The organism is Streptomyces sp. B8-7, from assembly GCF_058833805.1.
The window spans coordinates 70,096-88,704 of sequence record NZ_JBYRRL010000005.1; the positions used below are offsets into that span (position 1 = coordinate 70,096).

General features: G+C 74.3%; 13 protein-coding genes. 11 read left to right on the forward strand and 2 right to left on the reverse strand.

The features are described 5' to 3' along the window. Positions 1–245: 245 nt before the first annotated feature. The 5 genes from AC5K6T_RS24585 (at position 246) to AC5K6T_RS24605 (ending at position 6,478) form a co-directional block, all read left to right on the forward strand. Complete coding sequence (locus AC5K6T_RS24585; protein WP_493212306.1) at positions 246–767, forward strand: sigma-70 family RNA polymerase sigma factor; 522 nt, start codon at positions 246–248, stop codon at positions 765–767. Further along, positions 767–1,579 (forward strand): zf-HC2 domain-containing protein, encoded by an 813-nt coding sequence (locus AC5K6T_RS24590; RefSeq protein WP_493212307.1) that lies wholly within the window; start codon positions 767–769, stop codon positions 1,577–1,579. Before AC5K6T_RS24585 ends, AC5K6T_RS24590 begins: the two co-directional genes overlap by 1 nt. A 60-nt stretch (positions 1,580–1,639) precedes the next feature. Continuing rightward, positions 1,640–3,937, forward strand: coding sequence for a HelD family protein (locus AC5K6T_RS24595; protein WP_493212309.1), 2,298 nt, complete (start codon positions 1,640–1,642; stop codon positions 3,935–3,937). A gap of 399 nt (positions 3,938–4,336) precedes the next feature. Further along, positions 4,337–5,758, forward strand: coding sequence for an NAD-dependent malic enzyme (locus AC5K6T_RS24600; RefSeq protein ID WP_493212311.1), 1,422 nt, complete (start codon positions 4,337–4,339; stop codon positions 5,756–5,758). 438 nt (positions 5,759–6,196) lie between these two features. Beyond that, positions 6,197–6,478: an HU family DNA-binding protein gene (locus AC5K6T_RS24605; RefSeq protein WP_210925055.1), complete on the forward strand. Its 282-nt coding sequence runs from the start codon at positions 6,197–6,199 to the stop codon at positions 6,476–6,478. 153 nt (positions 6,479–6,631) lie between these two features. Here AC5K6T_RS24605 and murA read toward each other — a convergent pair whose 3' ends face one another. Next, positions 6,632–7,972 carry a UDP-N-acetylglucosamine 1-carboxyvinyltransferase gene (murA, locus tag AC5K6T_RS24610; protein ID WP_493212313.1) on the reverse strand — a complete coding sequence of 447 codons (1,341 nt, stop codon included), beginning with the start codon at positions 7,970–7,972 and terminating at the stop codon, positions 6,632–6,634. A 417-nt stretch (positions 7,973–8,389) separates the two neighbouring features. Between murA and AC5K6T_RS24615 the strand changes: the two genes are divergently transcribed. Both AC5K6T_RS24615 and AC5K6T_RS24620 read left to right on the forward strand, forming a co-directional pair. Beyond that, the gene (locus tag AC5K6T_RS24615; RefSeq protein ID WP_493212315.1) at positions 8,390–8,962 is read left to right on the forward strand and encodes a YqgE/AlgH family protein; all 573 of its coding nucleotides are present in this window, start codon (positions 8,390–8,392) and stop codon (positions 8,960–8,962) included. A 28-nt stretch (positions 8,963–8,990) separates the two neighbouring features. Then, positions 8,991–9,284, forward strand: a complete 294-nt coding sequence (locus AC5K6T_RS24620; protein ID WP_493212317.1) for a DUF3039 domain-containing protein — start codon at positions 8,991–8,993, stop codon at positions 9,282–9,284. A gap of 904 nt (positions 9,285–10,188) precedes the next feature. Here the strand turns inward: AC5K6T_RS24620 and AC5K6T_RS24625 are convergent. Beyond that, the gene (locus AC5K6T_RS24625) at positions 10,189–10,491 is read right to left on the reverse strand and encodes a hypothetical protein (RefSeq protein WP_493212319.1); all 303 of its coding nucleotides are present in this window, start codon (positions 10,489–10,491) and stop codon (positions 10,189–10,191) included. Positions 10,492–10,591: 100 nt separating this feature from the next. Here AC5K6T_RS24625 and AC5K6T_RS24630 point away from each other — a divergent pair, with 100 nt between their 5' ends. From AC5K6T_RS24630 to AC5K6T_RS24645, 4 genes are all read left to right on the forward strand, one after another. Continuing rightward, the gene (locus AC5K6T_RS24630) at positions 10,592–12,247 is read left to right on the forward strand and encodes a beta-N-acetylhexosaminidase (protein WP_493212320.1); all 1,656 of its coding nucleotides are present in this window, start codon (positions 10,592–10,594) and stop codon (positions 12,245–12,247) included. Between the two features lie 457 nt (positions 12,248–12,704). Beyond that, the gene (locus AC5K6T_RS24635; protein WP_493212322.1) at positions 12,705–13,598 is read left to right on the forward strand and encodes an FAD binding domain-containing protein; all 894 of its coding nucleotides are present in this window, start codon (positions 12,705–12,707) and stop codon (positions 13,596–13,598) included. Beyond that, positions 13,595–15,826 (forward strand): (2Fe-2S)-binding protein, encoded by a 2,232-nt coding sequence (locus AC5K6T_RS24640; protein ID WP_493212323.1) that lies wholly within the window; start codon positions 13,595–13,597, stop codon positions 15,824–15,826. The genes AC5K6T_RS24635 and AC5K6T_RS24640 overlap by 4 nt, the downstream gene beginning before the upstream one ends. Continuing rightward, positions 15,823–18,144, forward strand: coding sequence for a xanthine dehydrogenase family protein molybdopterin-binding subunit (locus tag AC5K6T_RS24645; RefSeq protein WP_493212325.1), 2,322 nt, complete (start codon positions 15,823–15,825; stop codon positions 18,142–18,144). The genes AC5K6T_RS24640 and AC5K6T_RS24645 overlap by 4 nt, the downstream gene beginning before the upstream one ends. Positions 18,145–18,609: the final 465 nt, after the last annotated feature.

The window sequence follows — 18,609 nt, forward strand, 5'->3', positions numbered from 1 at the left end:
GGGCCGCGTTGGGCGGCGCTGTACGCGAACCGCGGACATGTGAAGGAGAAGCGGGGGACATGTGAGGGCATGTCCTCACTCGTCTCGCCGCCGCACAGAAAACTCCACCCGGGTTTGAACACCCGCCGCCCGCCGTGCGTACCCGGTGTCGAGCGACCGACTGGGGGAACCCCCGGACACCGGAGGTGGGCGTGCGCAAGGATGCGGCCGTGGCCAAAGAACGTGGAACGAGGGCCCGACATCGCATGTCCGCGTCCTCGGAGCCGGACGAGGAGCTGATGCGCGCGCTGTACCAGGAACACGCGGGACCGCTCCTGGCGTATGTGCTGCGACTGGTCGCGGGGGACCGGCAGCGCGCCGAGGACGTCGTGCAGGAGACGCTCATCCGTGCCTGGAAGAACGCCGGTCAGCTCAATCGAGCGACCGGTTCGGTACGCCCCTGGCTGGTGACGGTCGCGCGCCGCATCGTCATCGACGGCCACCGCAGCCGGCAGGCCCGGCCGCAGGAGGTCGATCCGTCGCCGCTGGAGGTCATCCCCGCGGAGGACGAGATCGACAAGGCGCTGTGGCTGATGACGCTGTCCGATGCTCTCGACGACCTGACCCCGGCCCACCGGGAGGTGCTCGTGGAGACGTACTTCAAGGGGCGTACCGTCAATGAGGCCGCACAGACGCTGGGCATACCCAGCGGCACCGTGCGTTCCCGGGTGTTCTACGCCCTGCGTTCGATGAAGCTGGCACTGGAGGAGCGGGGGGTGACGGCGTGATGAGCAACTACGGGGGATTCGGCCCGACGGGGAGTGGACATCCTGCTCCCATGGGATCAGCGGGCCCGAACGAACACGAGACCGTCGGCGCCTACGCCCTCGGGCTCCTCGACGACACCGAAGCAACCGCTTTCGAAGCGCACCTCGCGACCTGCGAGTGGTGCGCCCAGCAGCTCGACGAGCTGGCCGGGATGGAGCCGATGCTGGCCGCGCTCGCCGACCTGCCCGGCACCGGCACGCCCGTGATCGGCGAGTCGCTGTCCGCGCGGCCCAGCCCGCGGCTGGCCGAGCGGCTGGTCGACGAGGTCGCCGAGCGGCGCGCCCAGAAGCGGCGGCGCGGCTTCTACATGGTGGCGGCCGCGGCCGCGCTGATCGCCGGCGGCCCACTGGTCGCGGTCGCGGCCTCCCCGGGGAGCGGTACCGGCACCAAGGTCCAGACGCAGGCCTCCAGCCCCGCCAAGGCGGCCTTCGACGTCATCCACGACAAGCTGCGCGCCACCGACCCCGCCACCCGGGTCAGCGCCACGGTCGCGGTGGAGAAGAAGGCCTGGGGCACGCACGCCGTGCTGGAGCTGAAGAACGTCAAGGGCCCCGAGCGGTGCTCCCTGATCGCCGTCGGCAAGAACGGCGAGCGGGAGACCGTCACCTCCTGGTCCGTGCCGAACTGGGGGTACGGCATCGAGGACGCCACCGCCGAGCAGGCCCGCCAGCCGCTGTACGTGCACGGCGGGGCCGCCTTCGAGCCGAACGAGATCGACCACTTCGAGGTCATGACCTTCGGCGGCGAGCGCCTGGTGGAGGTCGACGCGTAGCCTTCCCGGGTCCCCTTCGCGTACGGTTGACGGCTGCCCAGCACGTCAGAAGGGGGCCCGGTGGCCGCTCAGGCTCAGCAGGAAACCGCGGTCGGCGCGGTTGCGGACTCCGTCCGGGACCGCGAGATCGGCATCGAACAGGAACACCTGGACCGGGTGTACCGCCGCCTGGAGGAGAAGATCCACGAGGCGGAGTTCCTCATGCACGACGCGGCCCGGCGCGGACAGGTCGGCACGCCCGGCGCGCTCGCCGAACGCGACGCGCAGGTCTTCCGGGCGGGCGTCCACCTCAACCGGCTCAACAGCGAGTTCGAGGACTTCCTCTTCGGGCGGATCGACCTGCTGGCCGGCCAGGACGGCGAGAAGGGACCCGACGGCGCCTACACCGCCGTGGAGCCCGCGCAGGGCGCGGTGCGGCCCGACCGCACCGCCGACATCGCCGAGACCCTGCACATCGGCCGGATCGGCGTGCTCGACGAGGAGTACGCCCCGCTGGTGATCGACTGGCGTGCCCCGGCCGCCGCCCCGTTCTACCGCTCGACGCCCGTCGACCCCGGCCGCGTCGTACGCCGCCGGGTCATCCGCTCCAAGGGCCGCCGGGTGCTGGGCGTCGAGGACGACCTGATGCGTCCCGAGCTGACGGCGTTCCTCGACGGCCGCGAGCTGCCGGTGATCGGCGACGGTGCCCTGATGGCCGCCCTCGGCCGGGCGCGCGGCCACAGCATGCGGGACATCGTGGCGTCCATCCAGGCCGAGCAGGACCTCGTCATCCGGGCCCCCGCGGCCTCCGTGACGTACGTCGAGGGCGGGCCGGGCACCGGCAAGACCGCGGTCGCCCTGCACCGTGCGGCCTACCTGCTCTACCAGGACCGGCGCCGCTACGCGGGCGGCATCCTGATCGTCTCGCCGACGCCGCTGCTCGTCGCCTACACCGAAGGTGTGCTGCCCTCCCTCGGGGAGGAGGGGCAGGTCGCCGTCCGGGCGATCGGTTCGCTCGTCGACGGCGCGGAGGCCACCCTGTACGACTCCCCGGCCGCGGCCCGTGTCAAGGGCTCCCACCGGATGCTGAAGGTGCTGCGCAAGGCCGCCCGCGGGGCCCTGGAGGGGAACGGTTCCCCGCAGCGGCTGCGGGTCGTCGCCTTCAACCGGCGGCTGGAGCTGGAGGCCGCCGCGCTGGAGCGGATCCGGCACGTCGCGCTCGGCGGCACCGCCCCCGTCAACCTGCTCCGCCCGCGCGCCCGCAAGCTGCTGCTGGACGCGCTGTGGGAGCAGTCCGGCGCCGCGGCCCGGCACACCGACCCGGAGCTGGCCGCCGAACTGCGCTCCTCCTTCGACGAGGACGTCACCGGCGAGGACTCCTTCACCGGCTTCCTCGACGCCTGGTGGCCCGAGCTCACCCCGCGCGCCGTGCTGGCCGCGATGGCCGACGAGCGGCGCCTGGGCCGCTGGGCGCGCCGCATCCTGAACCCGGGGGAGGTCCGCAGGGTGGCCCGCTCGCTCAGGCGCGACGGCCTCTCGGTGCACGACGTCGCCCTGCTGGACGAACTGCAGGCGGTCCTCGGCACCCCGGCCCGCCCGCGCCGCAGACGTGAGCCCGACCCGCTGGACCAGCTCACCGGCCTGGAGGAGCTGATGCCGGTGCGCGAGGAGTCGCAGCGCGAGCGCGCCGAGCGGCTGGCCGCCGAGCGGACGGAGTACGCGCACGTCATCGTCGACGAGGCGCAGGACCTGACGCCGATGCAGTGGCGCATGGTCGGGCGCCGCGGGCGGCACGCCACCTGGACGGTCGTGGGCGACCCGGCCCAGTCCTCCTGGTCCGACCCGGACGAGGCGGCCGAGGCCCGGGACGAGGCGCTGGGCAGCCGGCCGCGCCGCCGCTTCGAGCTCACCGTGAACTACCGCAACCCGGCCGAGATCGCCGACCTGGCGGCGAGGGTGCTGGCCCTGGCCATGCCGGGCGCCGAGGCCCCGTCGGCGGTCCGCTCCACGGGTGTCGTCCCGCGCTTCGCCGCCGCAGGGGAGGCGCTGGGCGAGACCGTGCGGGCGGAGGCCGGCCGGCTGCTGGAGGCGGTGGACGGCACGGTCGGTGTCGTGGTCGCCATGAACCGGCGGGAGGAGGCGCGGCGCTGGCTGGCCGGGCTCGGCGACCGGGTCGTCGCGCTGGGCAGTCTGGAGGCCAAGGGCCTGGAGTACGACGCGACGGTGGTGGTCTCCCCGGCGGAGATCGCCGACGAGTCGCCGGCCGGCCTGCGGGTGCTCTACGTCGCCCTGACGCGGGCCACGCAGCAGCTCACGGTCGTGTCGGGGGAGCGGGACGATCCGGACGCCGCGGGCGTCCCGGACCTGCTGCGGGACTGACCGGGAACCGGCCCGGTTCTGACCGGGAACCGGCCCGGGGGATCTTTTGCCGGACGGGAATGGCCTGCCGGGACGTGTTTGTTAGCCTTGTCGTGGCACCGGCCCGATCCAAGCCCCCGGGCCCAACCTTAGTCGCTGCGAGCGACCACTTGCCGCGAGGCGAGCATGGCGGGCCGGTGTCATGAGCGTGCGAGAGGCCCACGTCGAATGTGACGTGGGCCTCTTTGCCGTTCCGGCCCTGGCCGAATGTTTCTCGTATCGTGGAATATGCTTTCCGAAGTTCTCGCACCCCTGTGAACTCAACGTCCGCAATCCCGGGCAGCTACCACGTACTGGCTGGTAGGTGCGACGATCGGACGGCACAACTTCGCGACACGGTGAAAGCAGAGGAAGTCGGCCATGGCAACGGCGCCCAGCGTCTCCTACTCGATGACGATCCGGCTGGAGGTGCCCGCCAGCGGAACGGCCGTATCGCAGCTCACCACCGCCGTGGAGTCCTCCGGAGGCTCGGTGACCGGCCTCGACGTCACCGCGTCCGGACACGAGAAACTCCGCATCGACGTCACGATCGCGGCCTCCTCCACCACCCACGCCGACGAGATCGTCCAGCAGCTGCGCGGCATCGAGGGCGTCACCCTCGGCAAGGTCTCCGACCGTACGTTCCTGATGCACCTCGGCGGCAAGATCGAGATGCAGTCCAAGCACCCGATCCGCAACCGTGACGACCTCTCCATGGTCTACACGCCCGGCGTCGCCCGCGTCTGCATGGCGATCGCCGAGAACCCCGAGGACGCACGCCGCCTCACCATCAAGCGGAACTCCGTTGCGGTCGTGACGGACGGCTCCGCCGTGCTCGGCCTCGGCAACATCGGCCCCAAGGCCGCGCTGCCCGTCATGGAGGGCAAGGCGGCCCTCTTCAAGCGGTTCGCCGGCATCGACGCCTGGCCGCTCTGCCTGGACACCCAGGACACCGACGCCATCGTCGAGATCGTCAAGGCCATCGCCCCCGGCTTCGCCGGCATCAACCTGGAGGACATCTCCGCCCCCCGCTGCTTCGAGATCGAGGCCCGGCTGCGCGAGGCCCTCGACATCCCCGTCTTCCACGACGACCAGCACGGCACCGCCATCGTCGTGCTGGCCGCGCTGACGAACGCGCTGCGGGTGACCGGCAAGGCCGTGGAGAACATCCGGGTCGTCATGTCCGGCGCCGGCGCGGCCGGTACGGCCATCCTCAAACTGCTGCTCGCCGCGGGGGTCAAGAGCGCCGTCGTCGCCGACATCCACGGCGTCGTCCACGCGGGCCGCACCGACCTCGTGGGCGCCCCGGCCGACTCGCCGCTGCGCTGGATCGCCGACAACACCAACCACGAGGGCCTCACCGGCACCCTCAAGGAGGCGGTGCGCGGCGCCGACGTCTTCATCGGCGTCTCCGCCCCGAACGTCCTCGACGGCGCCGACGTGGCCGCCATGGCCGACGGCGCGATCGTGTTCGCGCTGGCGAACCCGGACCCCGAGGTGGACCCGGCGGTCGCCCGCCTGACCGCCGCCGTCGTCGCCACCGGCCGCTCCGACTTCCCCAACCAGATCAACAACGTGCTGGTCTTCCCGGGCGTCTTCCGCGGCCTGCTGGACGCCCAGTCCCGCACCGTCGACACCGGCATGATGCTGGCCGCCGCCAAGGCGCTCGCCGACGTGGTCACCGAGGACGAACTCAACCCCAACTACATCATCCCGTCCGTCTTCAACGACAAGGTCGCGGGCGCCGTGGCCGGAGCGGTGCGCGAGGCCGCGAAGGCGGCGGGCGTGGCCCAGCACGCGTGACACCGCCCGGGCGGGGCGGAGCCGCCGGGAGTGCCCCGCGGCGGCTCCGCCCCCTTCCGGCCGCGCCGGGCCTCCGGACCGCCGCGCCGTCACGGACGGCGGGAGACCGAACGGGCCGTGAACCGGCTGTGAACCTCCCCACGCCCGCTCCCCGGCGCGTCGCGGAACCGGACCCGGCCGAAGTCCCTCTAGGGTGTCGGCCAGGCTCCGGCCCTCTTTTCGTGTGACTCCCAAGGGTGTTCTCACGACTCCTGCGAGTGCCGGATTGGCTTTACCGCCGCAGGTAGAGGCAGGATGCGTCTCTGGGCGCGAGCGTCCGACGGCGGACCCGGCTCCAGGGACTGTCCGAGGACCCTGGCAGCATCGGCTGCGCTGTGCCGGACAGCGGCTCCGCCGCGCGGCACGCCCCAACGGCAAGAAGAACACGGGAGTAACAACATGAACCGCAGTGAGCTGGTGGCCGCGCTGGCCGAACGCGCCGAGGTGACCCGCAAGGACGCCGACGCCGTGCTGGCCGCGTTCGCCGACGTCGTCGGCGATGTCGTCGCCAAGGGCGACGAGAAGGTCACCATCCCCGGCTTCCTCACCTTCGAGCGCACCCACCGTGCCGCCCGCACGGCGCGCAACCCGCAGACCGGCGAGCCGATCCAGATCCCGGCCGGCTACAGCGTGAAGGTCTCCGCGGGGTCCAAGCTCAAGGAAGCCGCCAAGGGCAAGTGAACGCATAGGCGCCCGGCCGGCCCAGCGCCGGGCGGCCGCGGGCCCGGCGCGGTGCGCCGCGCGGTGCCCGCGCCCCGGGGCGCTGCGCCGAACGCCGATGGGGGCGGTCACCCGGACTCGGGTGACCGCCCCCATCGGCGTGTCCGGGCGGGCTCAGTCGAGCAGCCGGCCCGGCAGCTCGACCTTCGCGCCGAGCTGCATCAGCTTCTCCATGAAGTTCTCGTAGCCCCGGTTGATCAGCTCGATGCCGTGCACCCGGGAGGTGCCCTGGGCCGCCAGCGCGGCGATCAGGTACGAGAACCCGCCCCGCAGGTCGGGGATCACCAGATCGGCGCCCTGCAGCCGGGTCGGGCCGGACACCACCGCGGAGTGCAGGAAGTTGCGCTGCCCGAAGCGGCAGTCCGAACCGCCCAGGCACTCGCGGTAGAGCTGGATGTGGGCGCCCATCTGGTTCAGCGCCGAGGTGAACCCCAGCCGGGACTCGTAGACCGTCTCGTGCACGATGGACAGGCCCGTCGCCTGCGTCAGGGCCACCACCAGCGGCTGCTGCCAGTCGGTCTGGAAGCCGGGGTGCACGTCCGTCTCCAGCGCGATCGACTGCAACTGCCCGCCGGGGTGCCAGAAGCGGATGCCCTCGTCGTCGATCTCGAACGCGCCACCCACCTTCCGGTAGGTGTTGAGGAACGTCATCATCGAGCGCTGCTGGGCGCCCCGGACGTAGATGTCGCCCTCGGTCGCGAGCGCCGCGGACGCCCAGGAGGCGGACTCCAGCCGGTCCGGCAGCGCCCGGTGCGTGTAGCCGCCCAGCCGGTCCACACCGGTGATGCGGATCGTGCGGTCGGTGTCCATCGCGATGATCGCGCCCATCTTCTGCAGGACGCAGATCAGGTCCTCGATCTCCGGCTCGACCGCCGCGTTCGACAGCTCCGTGACGCCCTCGGCCAGCACCGCCGTCAGCAGCACCTGCTCGGTCGCGCCGACCGACGGGTACGGCAGCCGGATCTTCGTGCCGCGCAGCCGGCCGGGGGCCTCCAGGTACTGGCCGTCGGCGCGCTTCTCGATCGTCGCACCGAACTGCCGCAGCACCTCGAAGTGGAAGTCGATCGGCCGGCCGCCGATGTCGCAGCCGCCCAGCCCGGGGATGAAGGCGTGACCCAGGCGGTGCAGCAGCGGGCCGCAGAACAGGATCGGGATGCGCGACGACCCCGCGTGGGCGTCGATGTCGGCGACGTTGGCGCTCTCCACGTGCGACGGGTCGAGCACCAGCTCACCCGGCTCGTCCCCGGGACGGACCGTCACCCCGTGCAGCTGCAGCAGCCCGCGCACGACGCGGACGTCACGGATGTCCGGAACATTGCGCAGCCTGCTCGGCGCGCTGCCCAGCAGGGCGGCGACCATGGCCTTCGGCACGAGGTTCTTCGCACCGCGGACACGGATCTCGCCCTCCAGCGGGGTTCCGCCGTGGACAAGCAGGACATCGTCGTTGACGGTCATCGATCTCGCGTTCCGTGGAGTCGGGCAGGGGCCAGAGAGAGACAGAGTAATCGCCGTCGGCCCCCGGTCCGTAAGCCCGATGCGGGCCCGGGACCGTCATGGCTCTGTCACAACACGAACCGTTTCGCCGTGCACACGCGCGGTCACCGGGGATGCGGGGCACCGGTCCGCGGCGACCCCGGGGCGCGGGCGGGGGCGTGACCGGGGGCGGCCGGGGTGCGCGGACTCCGGGGCCGGACGGACCGCGGGGCCCGGGGCGCACGGGAGCGGGGCCGGGTCCCGGGAGGGCCGGGTGCGTGCGGGGCCGCCGCGCGCCCCGCTCCGACAGGCCGCTTCGCGCCCGCCCCGGCCCCTGCGCATCCGCGGGAAGCGCCATGCGCTCCCCACGCCGGGGCAAGATGCGGGATCATGTCTGGCATGACCGAGGTGTCCTCGCTCACAGGGCGGCTGCTCGTGGCCACGCCCGCCCTGGCGGACCCGAACTTCGACCGCGCGGTCGTGCTGCTCCTCGACCACGACGAGGAGGGCTCCCTCGGGGTCGTCCTCAACCGGCCCACCCCGGTGGGAGTGGGCGACATCCTGGAGGCCTGGGCGGACCTCGCCGGCGAGCCGGGCGTGGTCTTCCAGGGCGGGCCCGTCTCCCTGGACTCCGCGCTCGGCGTCGCCGTGATCCCCGGCGGCTCCACCTCCGAGGCCGCACCGCTCGGCTGGCGCCGGGTGCACGGCGCGATCGGCCTCGTCGACCTGGAGGCCCCGCCGGAGCTGCTCGCCTCCGCCGTCGGCTCCCTGCGCATCTTCGCCGGCTACGCGGGCTGGGGCCCCGGCCAGCTGGAGGACGAACTCGTCGACGGCGCCTGGTACGTGGTCGACTCCGAGCCCGGCGACGTCTCCTCCCCGGCCCCCGAACGGCTCTGGCGCGAGGTGCTCCGCCGCCAGCGCAGCGAACTGGCCATGGTGGCGACGTACCCCGACGACCCTTCGCTGAACTGATCCCCACGCGTTTCAGTACCCTTGCCGTATGAGCACTCTCGAGCCCGAGCGCGGGACAGGTACGGGGACCCTCGTCGAGCCCACGCCGCAGACTTCCCACGGCGACGGCGACCACGAGCGCTACGCCCACTACGTCCAGAAGGACAAGATCATGGCGAGCGCCCTCGACGGGACTCCCGTCGTGGCGCTCTGCGGCAAGGTGTGGGTGCCCGGCCGCGACCCGAAGAAGTACCCGGTGTGCCCGATGTGCAAGGAGATCTACGAGTCCATGGGGGCCGGCGGGGACGACAAGGGCAAGGGCAAGGGCGGCGACAAGAAGTAGGTCCGCCCGGACGGCCGGCCCTTCGGCGGGCGGCCGCCCGGTTCCCCGGTCCCGCTCGGGACGGCAGACGTCCGAGGGCCCCCGGCAGTGCGCGCCGTCGCGCGCACTGCCGGGGGCCCTCGCACGTCACGGAGCGGCCCGGGGCGTCACCCGGTGGCCCGGCGGTGGCCTGGTGGTGACCTGGTGGTGGCCCGGTGGTGGCCCGGTGGTGGCCTGGTGGTGACCTGGCGGCGGCTCGGCGGGTCTCGGCGGGTCTCGGCGGGGGGTGGGAATCCGGTCCCACCTGTCCGATCTGTCCCGCCGGTTCTCCCGGTTCCCCCGGTTCCGCTGGTTCTCCCGGTTCCGCTGGTTCTCCACCGGGCTCCGAACTGGTTCAGACCTCTTGTGCAGCGACTTGTGGCGTCCCTACCCTCCTAGGGCGTGTTTCGAAAGTAGCGTCGTCTGCCCGAAGGGCAGGCCTGGCGGCGTCTGGTGCGTGCGATCGCAAGGCGGAGGGTCGCCCCGATACTGGATGTATCGGGGCGAGCCCGACAACGCGGCGAGCGTGCGTGCCAGACGCCGCCAGGCAGGCGGGACTTTCGAAACACGCCCTAGAGGTTGCGCAGCGCGGTAGGGGCGTTGCACACACCGCAACGCCCCGGAGGGAGGCTTCATGACGACGGGCCCGGCCTTCCGCCCGCTGCCGCCGCCCGCACCACGTGGCCGGCTCCCGTGACGCGGCCTCCGGTCACGCGGCGCGGCCGGGAACCGCCCGTCGGCGCAGGGCGATTCCCGGGCTGGACGCGGCGACTGCCGCACCGGGCAGGGTGAGTGCCGCGCGCGGCGCGGTGACTGCCGCACGGCCCGCAGGGGCCAAGCGTCCTCCCGCCCGCAGTCCCACACCTCGCTTCACCGCCCCCGCGCTTCACCGCCCCCGCGCTTCACCGCCCCCGCGCTTCACCGCCCCTCGCTTCACCGCCCCTCGTTCCTCCTCCCTCGTCTCCCGTGTCTCCTGCCTCCCCTGCCTCCCCTGCCTCCCCTTCCTCTCTCTCCCTCTCTCCTCCCTCTCCTCCTTCTTCGCCCTCTCTCCTGCCTCGCTCTCCTGCCTGGCTGTCTCCTCTCCCTCGCTGTCTCCTCTCCCTCCGCTCTCTTCCTTCTCTTCTTCTCCTTCCTCCCTCCGTCCGTCGCGCTTCGCCCGCCCGCTTCGCCGTGCGTGGCGGCCGGTCACGGGACCGGTGTGCCGGGGGCGTTCGGGAGAACGGTCGGGTGGGAGTTCCTCCGGTCCGCGGACCGGGCGTCATCCGGAAAAAGGACCAAGGACTGCCGACGTGTCTGACGTGAATGCGGCGACTTCGCCGACCGACCTCGTTCCCGGGCCCGTTCACCTGACGGCCGACCCGGGCCGGTTCTGTGTCCTGGGCCCGGCGACGCGGCTCGCCGCGGGCGAGGGCGCGGAGCGGGCCGAACGGCGACTGCGCCACACCCTCGGCGCCGCGACGGGCCTGCCGCTGGCCCCCGGGGCCGCGGACCGCCGGGACGTCATCCGCCTGCGGGTGGATCCGGCGTCGGCGCAGGACCTCGGCGACGAGGGCTACCGCCTCACCGTCACGCCGGAGGGCGTCGACCTCCTGGGCGGCGGCCCCGCCGGGCTGTCCTGGGGGGTCGAGACGCTGAGGCAGTTGCTGGGCCCGGACGCGTACCGGCGTGCGCCCCTGCCGGGCCGGGAATGGCGGCTGCCGGTGCTGCGGATCGAGGACCGGCCCCGATTCGCCTGGCGAGGCCTGCTGCTCGACGTGTCCCGGCACTTCATGCCCAAGGACGGCGTCCTGCGCTACCTGGACCTGATGGCCGCGCACAAACTGAACGTGCTGCACCTGCACCTGACGGACGACCAGGGCTGGCGCATCGAGATCAAGCGGTACCCGCGGCTGACGGAGGTCGGGTCCTGGCGCGGCCGGACGAGATTCGGCCACCGCGCCTCACCGCTGTGGGAGGAGAAGCCGCACGGAGGCCACTACACCCAGGACGACGCCCGGGAGATCGTCGCCTACGCCGCCGAACGGCACATCACCGTCGTCCCGGAGATCGATCTGCCGGGCCACTCGCAGGCCGCCATCGCCGCGTATCCGGAACTCGGCAACACCGACGTCGTCGACACCACCGCCCTCACCGTCTGGGACGACTGGGGAGTCTCCGGGAACGTACTCGCCCCCACCGACACCACCCTGCGCTTCTACGAAGGCGTGTTCGAGGAAGTCCTGGACCTGTTCCCGGGGGAGTTCATCCATGTCGGCGGTGACGAGTGCCCCAAGGAGCAGTGGCAGCGGTCGCCCTTCGCGCAGGCCCGGATCAGGGAACTCGGGCTCGCCGGGGAGGACGGCCTCCAGGCGTGGTTCATCCAGCACTTCGACACCTGGCTGACCGCGCGCGGGCGCAGGCTGGTCGGCTGGGACGAGATCCTGGAGGGAGGCCTCGCCCGGGGGGCCGCCGTGTCGTCGTGGCGGGGCTACGAGGGCGGGATCGCCGCCGCGCGGGCCGGGCACGACGTCGTCATGTGCCCCGAGCAGCATGTGTACCTGGACCACCGTCAGGCCGCGGGCCCGGACGAGCCGGTCCCCATCGGACACGTCCGCACCCTGGAGGACGTCTACCGCTTCGAGCCCGTTCCCGCCGCGCTGACCCCGGAGCAGGCCCGGCACGTGCTGGGCACCCAGGCCAACGTGTGGACCGAGGTGATGGAGGATCACGCGCGCGTGGACTACCAGGTCTTCCCCCGGCTCGCGGCCTTCGCCGAGGTGGCCTGGAGCCCCCTGCCCGGACCGCGGGAGCGGGACTTCGCCGCCTTCGAGCGGCGGATGGCCGCCCACTACCCGCGGCTGGACGCCCTGGGCGTCGCCTACCGGCCGCCCGCCGGACCCCACCCCTGGCAGCGGCGGCCCGGCGTCCTGGGCCGCCCCCTGGAGGGGACGCCGCCCGACCGCTGAGCGCTCCGCCGGGAGTGCCGTGGCAAGGCCCCGGCCGGCCGCAGCGCCGTCGTGGCCGGCCGCGCGGTTCCCCGCGTCCCTCCGCGGCGCTGCCGCACCGGGGCGGACCGCACTCGGCCCGCTCGGCGCGGCGACCGGCGCCGGGGCGGCCGAGCCGGCCGGGGGACCGACGCCCCGCCGCCTCGCCCGGGTATGGCGACGGGCGGGACGACGGAACCACCGGGGGGTGCAGCTCCGCTGAAACCCCGCAAGTGTCGCTGGAACGGGGCAATCGGCACTCATCGGTGGAACGGAGTGAACCGGTCATCCGGCCGGTGAAACGGGCGAAAGACTCCTAGCGGACCCCCGCGTTCGGTCCCTGCGATGATGTGCCAGAGTTGCCACGTCCGCCCTGTGAGCACGTACCGTACGGCAGCACAGGTGGCACCAGGTGGGGCAGCGGGAAGGGGCAGCCGGTTTGACCACGCACGCACCGCAGGCGACGCAGGCCGTCACGCTGCCCACGACGCTGGACGAGGCCGTGGCGGCGCTCACCGCCATGCCCGCCGCCGTCCCCGTCGCGGGCGGCACCGATCTGATGACCGCCGTGAACTCCGGGCAGCTCAGGCCCACCGCGCTGGTCGGCCTCGGCCGGATCAGCGAGATCCGCGGCTGGCAGTACCAGGACGGCCACGCCCTGCTGGGGGCCGGACTCACGCACGCGCGCATGGGCCGCCCCGACTTCGCCGCCCTGATCCCGGCGCTCGCCGCCGCCGCCCGCGCGGCCGGCCCGCCGCACATCCGCAACGCCGGCACCCTCGGCGGCAACATCGCCACCGCCGCCCCGACCGGCGACGCACTGCCCGTGCTCGCCGCCCTGGAGGCGGCCGTCGTCGTCGCCGGGCCGGGCGGCGCACGCCGCGAGATCCCCGTCTCCCACCTGCTGGCAGGCATGGACATGCTGCGCGGCGGGGAACTCATCGGCTACGTGCGGGTACCCCTGCTGCACGCCCCGCAGGTGTTCCTCAAGGCCACCGGGCGGACCGGGCCCGGCCGCGCCGTCGCGTCGGTGGCACTGGTCCTCGACCCCGCCCGCCGGGGCGTGCGCTGCGCGGTGGGTGCCATAGCGCCCATGCCGCTGCGGCCGCTGGAGGCCGAGCAGTGGATCGCGCAGCTCATCGACTGGGACAACGACCGGTCGATCGTCCCCGAGGCACTCGGCGCCTTCGGCGAGTACGTCGCCGCGGCCTGCATCCCCGACCCGGTGCCCGAGGAGGACGGCTCCGTGACGCCGCTGCCGCCCGCCGTACTGCACCTGCGGCGCACTGTCGCCGCGCTGGCCCGACGAGCACTGGGGAGGGCACTGGCATGACCGACGACCAGCACGGGGACGGCGGCTCCCCGGAGCCGAGCCGCTGGGACCCGCTCCCGCAGGGCGACTACGACGACGGCGCCACCGCCTTCGTGAAGCTGCCCGAGGGCGGGATCGACGCCCTGTTCGCCGGGGACAGCCCGCTCGCCGCGCCCGGCCACGGCTACGTACCGCCACCGATAGCGGCGGCCCCCGCCCCGCACGAGGGCACCGGCCCGGCCGCCACCGGCGCCTGGACCATGCCCGCCGAGCCCGCCGCTCCCGTCGAGGGCGCCGGGTGGCCCGCACCCGCCCAGGGTGCCGCCGGCGACGACCGGTTCGCCCACGACCCCGGCTCGACCGGCCAGTGGACGTTCCAGGACCCGGCCGCCCGGGAGCCCGCCCCCGGCCACCAGGTGACGGGCCAGTGGTCCATCCCGGTGGCGGGCGGCGACCTCCCCGACGAGTCGGGCGAGTACACCACGACCTCGCTCGTCGAGCAGTGGGGCGGCACCGCTCCGGCCACGCTGCCGGGCGGCGCGCCCGCGCCCTGGGCCACGCAGGACCCCGAGCGGACGTGGGGCGGACAGGGGCCGGCCGCCGGTCCGTTCACCGACCACGGGCCGGACCGGGGGTCCGGCCAGGGACACGACCCGGGACACGGCCAGGCGCACGACCGGGGCCAGGGACACGACCCGGGACACGGCCAGGCGCACGACCGGGGACAGGGGCGCGGCCGGGGACCGGCCGGTGCGGCCGCCGCGCCCGGGCACGGTGAACGCGGCCCGGACCGGCCGACCGCGCCCGCCGCGGGCGCACCGCCGCGCGGAGGGGCCGAGGAGGCGCCCGGGGAATCCCCGTACGCGGCGGAGGCCGGACGGACCGCGGAGGCCGGAGAGGGCCCCGCCGGGGCCGGCGGCCACCGGGCCGCGGCGGACGCCGAGCCGCCCGCCCGGCCGGACGCGACCGCCACGGACGCGCACGCCGCCGCGGCCGCCGCCGGATCCCCCGCCGCAGGGGCTTTCGGGCCCGCACCCGACGGCGCGGACGGCGCGGCCGGAGGGGACGCCACCGCCGGCGCCTCCTCCGCCCGCTCCGGCACGGACACCGCCACCAGCACCGCGACCAGCGCGGCGACCGGCACCGCGACCGGCACCGCGACCGGCACCGTCTCCGCCCGCGGCACCGACGCCGCCGCTCCGGTGGCGCGCGGTGGTTCCGGTGCGCCCGCCGAGGACGGGGCCGCCTCCGAGACGGCCCCGGAGGACCTCGGGGAGCCCGTGCCCGGGGAGCCTGTGCCCGGCGAGTCCGCACCGGCTCCCTCCGAGGAACACCCGCTCGCCTCGTACGTCCTGCGGGTCAACGGCGCCGACCGGCCCGTCACGGACGCCTGGATCGGCGAGTCGCTGCTGTACGTGCTGCGCGAGCGGCTCGGCCTCGCCGGGGCCAAGGACGGCTGCTCGCAAGGCGAGTGCGGGGCGTGCAACGTGCAGGTCGACGGCCGGCTGGTCGCCTCCTGCCTGGTGCCCGCGGCCACCGCGGCGGGCAGCGAGGTGCGCACCGTGGAGGGCCTGGCGGCCGACGGCCGGCCCTCCGACGTGCAGCGCGCGCTCGCCCGATGCGGCGCGGTGCAGTGCGGCTTCTGCGTGCCCGGCATGGCGATGACCGTGCACGACCTGCTGGAGGGCGACCCGGCGCCGACCGAACTGGCCACCCGGCAGGCCCTGTGCGGCAACCTCTGCCGCTGCTCGGGCTACCGCGGTGTCCTGGACGCCGTGCGGGAGGTCGTCGCCGGGCGCGAGGCGCTCCGGGAGGCCGAGTCCGGCGACCACGACGACGAGCCGCGCATCCCGCAGCAGGCCGGACCGGGCGGGGGCGGCGTCCACCCCCCTGCGACGCCGCCGGTCCCGGCGCACGAGGCCGGGGAGCAGGGGGCACCGGACCCGCACGACCGGACGTACGGCGACCAGGCGTACGACGACGAGACGTACGACGGCGAGACGCACGACGCCGAGACGTACGACGAACACCCGTACGGCGGCCGGTCGTACGGCGACGAGGCGTACGGCGGCCACCCGTACGGCGACCGGTCGTACGGCGATCCGGCGTACGGCGACCAGACGTACTCACCGGGCCACGGCCACGACCACGGGCCCGGGCAGGATCAGGGGCACGGACCCGGCCACGGACCGGGCCACGGATCAGGCCGGGGCCACGACGGACCGGGACAGGACGGAGGCCAGGCGTGAGCAACGATGCCGCCGCGGCGACCACCGCCGCCACCACCGCCGCCACGACCGCTGCTCCCGAGGCGCTGCCGCACGGAATCGGTTCCTCCCTGCCCCCGGCCGACGTGCGCGCGAAGACCGAGGGCACCTTCCCCTACGCGGCCGACCTGTGGGCCGAGGGCCTGCTGTGGGCGGCCGTGGTGCGCTCCCCGCACCCGTACGCCCGCATCACATCCATCGACACCGCCCACGCGCGCGAGATGCCCGGCGTGCGCGCCGTCGTCACCCACGAGGACGTGCCGGGCAGCTCCGTGCACGGCCGCGGCACGGCCGACCGGCCGGTCTTCGCCTCCGAGGTGGTCCGCCACCACGGCGAGCCCATCGCCGCCGTCGCCGCCGACCACCCGGACACCGCACGGATGGCCGCCGCCGCCGTCATCGTGGAGTACGACGTCCTCGACCCGGTCACCGACCCCGAACTCGCCTTCGAGGCCGAGCCGCTGCACCCCGACGGCAACCTGATCCGGCACATCCCGCTGCGCCACGGCGACCCGGACGCGGTCGGCGAGACCGTCGTCGAGGGCCTGTACCGGATCGGCCGTCAGGACCCGGCCCCCATCGGCGCCGAGGCCGGCCTGGCGGTGCCCCGCCCGGACGGCGGTGTCGAGCTGTACACCGCCTCCACCGACCCGCACGCCGACCGCGACGCGCTCGCCGCCTGCTACGGCCTGGCACCCGAACTGGTGAAGATCGTCGTCACCGGAGTGCCCGGCGCCACCGCCGACCGCGAGGACCAGGGCTTCCAGCTCCCGCTCGGACTGCTGGCACTGAAGACCGGCTGCCCCGTGAAACTGACCGCGACCCGCGAGGAGTCCTTCCTCGGCCACGCCCACCGCCACCCCACGCTGCTGCGCTACCGCCACCACGCCGACGCCGAGGGCCGGCTGGTCAAGGTGGAGGCGCAGATCCTGCTGGACGCGGGCGCCTACGCCGACACCTCCGCCGAGGCGCTCGCCGCCGCCGTCTCCTTCGCCTGCGGCCCGTACGTCGTCCCCAACGCGTTCATCGAGGGCTGGGCCGTCCGCACCAACAACCCTCCCTCGGGCCACGTCCGCGGCGAGGGCGCCATGCAGGTGTGCGCGGCCCACGAGGCGCAGATGGACAAGCTCGCCAAGAAGCTCGGCCTGGACCCGGCCGAGGTGCGGCTGCGCAACGTGCTGGCCACCGGCGACGTCCTGCCCATCGGCCAGACGGTGACCTGCCCGGCACCGGTCGCCGAACTCCTCCAGGCCGTACGGGACTTCCCGCTGCCCCCGCTGCCCAAGGACACCCCCGAGGACGAGTGGCTGCTGCCCGGCGGCCCCGAGGGCGCGGGCGAACCGGGCGCGGTGCGCCGCGGCGTGGGCTACGGCCTGGGCATGGTGCACATGCTCGGCGCGGAGGGAGCCGACGAGGTGTCCACCGCGACCGTGAAGGTCCACGACGGCGTCGCGACCGTCCTGTGCGCGGCCGTCGAGACCGGGCAGGGCTTCAGCACGCTCGCCCGGCAGATCGTGCAGGAGACGCTCGGCGTCGACGAGGTGCACGTGGCCCCGGTCGACACCGACCAGCCGCCCGCCGGGCCGGGCTGCCGCGGACGGCACACCTGGGTGTCCGGCGGCGCGGTGGAGCGCGCCGCCAAGATGGTCCGCACCCAGCTGCTGCAGCCGCTGGCGCACACGTTCGGCATGTCCGCGGAACTGCTGCAGATCGCGGACGGCAAGATCACCTCGTACGACGGGGTGCTGTCGACGACCGTGGCGGAGGCGCTGGAGGGCAAGGAGCTGTGGGCGACCGCCCAGTGCCGCCCGCATCCCACCGAGCCGCTGGACGGGGCCGGGCAGGGCGACGCGTTCGTCGGGCTGGCCTTCTGCGCGATCCGGGCCGTCGTCGACGTCGACGTCGAGCTGGGGTCGGTGCGCGTGGTGGAGGTCGCCGTGGCCCAGGACGTGGGACGGGTGCTCAACCCGGCGCAGCTCGCCGCCCGGATCGAGGCCGGTGTGACGCAGGGCGTCGGCATCGCGCTCACCGAGAACCTGCGCACCCCCCGCGGCACGATCCGGCACCCGGACCTGACCGGCTATGCCCTGCCGACGGCGCTGGACGCCCCGGACATCCGCATCGTCAAGCTCGTCGAGGAGCGGGACGTGGTGGCCCCGTTCGGCGCGAAGGCGGTCAGCGCGGTGCCGGTCGTGGCGTCACCGGCCGCGATCGCGTCCGCGGTGCGCGCCGCCACCGGGCGGCCCGTGAACCGGCTGCCGATCAGGCCGCAGGCCGCGGTCGTCGTCCAGAGCACCTGAGGCGGGACTCGCGCGAGCCCCTGAGGGGCAGGCCGCGGGACACGGCCGGTGATCCCCGGAGCCGGTGATCCCCGGAGCCGGTGATGCGCAGTCAGCCGGTGATGCGCAGTCGTACGCAGTCCGCGACACGCAGTCCGCGAGGCCCGGTCCGCGAGGTGCGGTCGGCGAGGCGCAGACCGGCGAGGCGCAGACCGGCGAAGCGCAGACCGGCGAGGCGCGGACTGGCGAGGCGGGCGCGGCCGGTGGCACGGCCCGCGGGCCGGGGCCCGTGAGGCGGGGCCCGCGAGGGGGCCCGGGCGGGCCGGCGGGCGGAACCCGGAGCCCCGTGTCCGTCGTCCACAGGGCGGGGCGGCTGTCAGTGGGGGCGCGTAGTCTTCTGGCAGTGGGCGCGGCTGCCCGGACGTGTGGCGGCCGCTGCTCCTGAGCACGACCACGCACGGGGGAGAACATGAGTCTGCTGAGCTG

Coding starts and splice junctions, on each gene's coding strand:
- AC5K6T_RS24590 (WP_493212307.1), top strand. CDS start 767: ATGAGCAACTACGGGGGATTCGGCCCGACGGGGAGTGGACATCCTGCT.
- murA (WP_493212313.1), bottom strand. CDS start 7,972: ATGACCGTCAACGACGATGTCCTGCTTGTCCACGGCGGAACCCCGCTG.
- AC5K6T_RS24615 (WP_493212315.1), top strand. CDS start 8,390: ATGACCGAGGTGTCCTCGCTCACAGGGCGGCTGCTCGTGGCCACGCCC.
- AC5K6T_RS24585 (WP_493212306.1), top strand. CDS start 246: ATGTCCGCGTCCTCGGAGCCGGACGAGGAGCTGATGCGCGCGCTGTAC.
- AC5K6T_RS24605 (WP_210925055.1), top strand. CDS start 6,197: ATGAACCGCAGTGAGCTGGTGGCCGCGCTGGCCGAACGCGCCGAGGTG.
- AC5K6T_RS24640 (WP_493212323.1), top strand. CDS start 13,595: ATGACCGACGACCAGCACGGGGACGGCGGCTCCCCGGAGCCGAGCCGC.
- AC5K6T_RS24620 (WP_493212317.1), top strand. CDS start 8,991: ATGAGCACTCTCGAGCCCGAGCGCGGGACAGGTACGGGGACCCTCGTC.
- AC5K6T_RS24600 (WP_493212311.1), top strand. CDS start 4,337: ATGGCAACGGCGCCCAGCGTCTCCTACTCGATGACGATCCGGCTGGAG.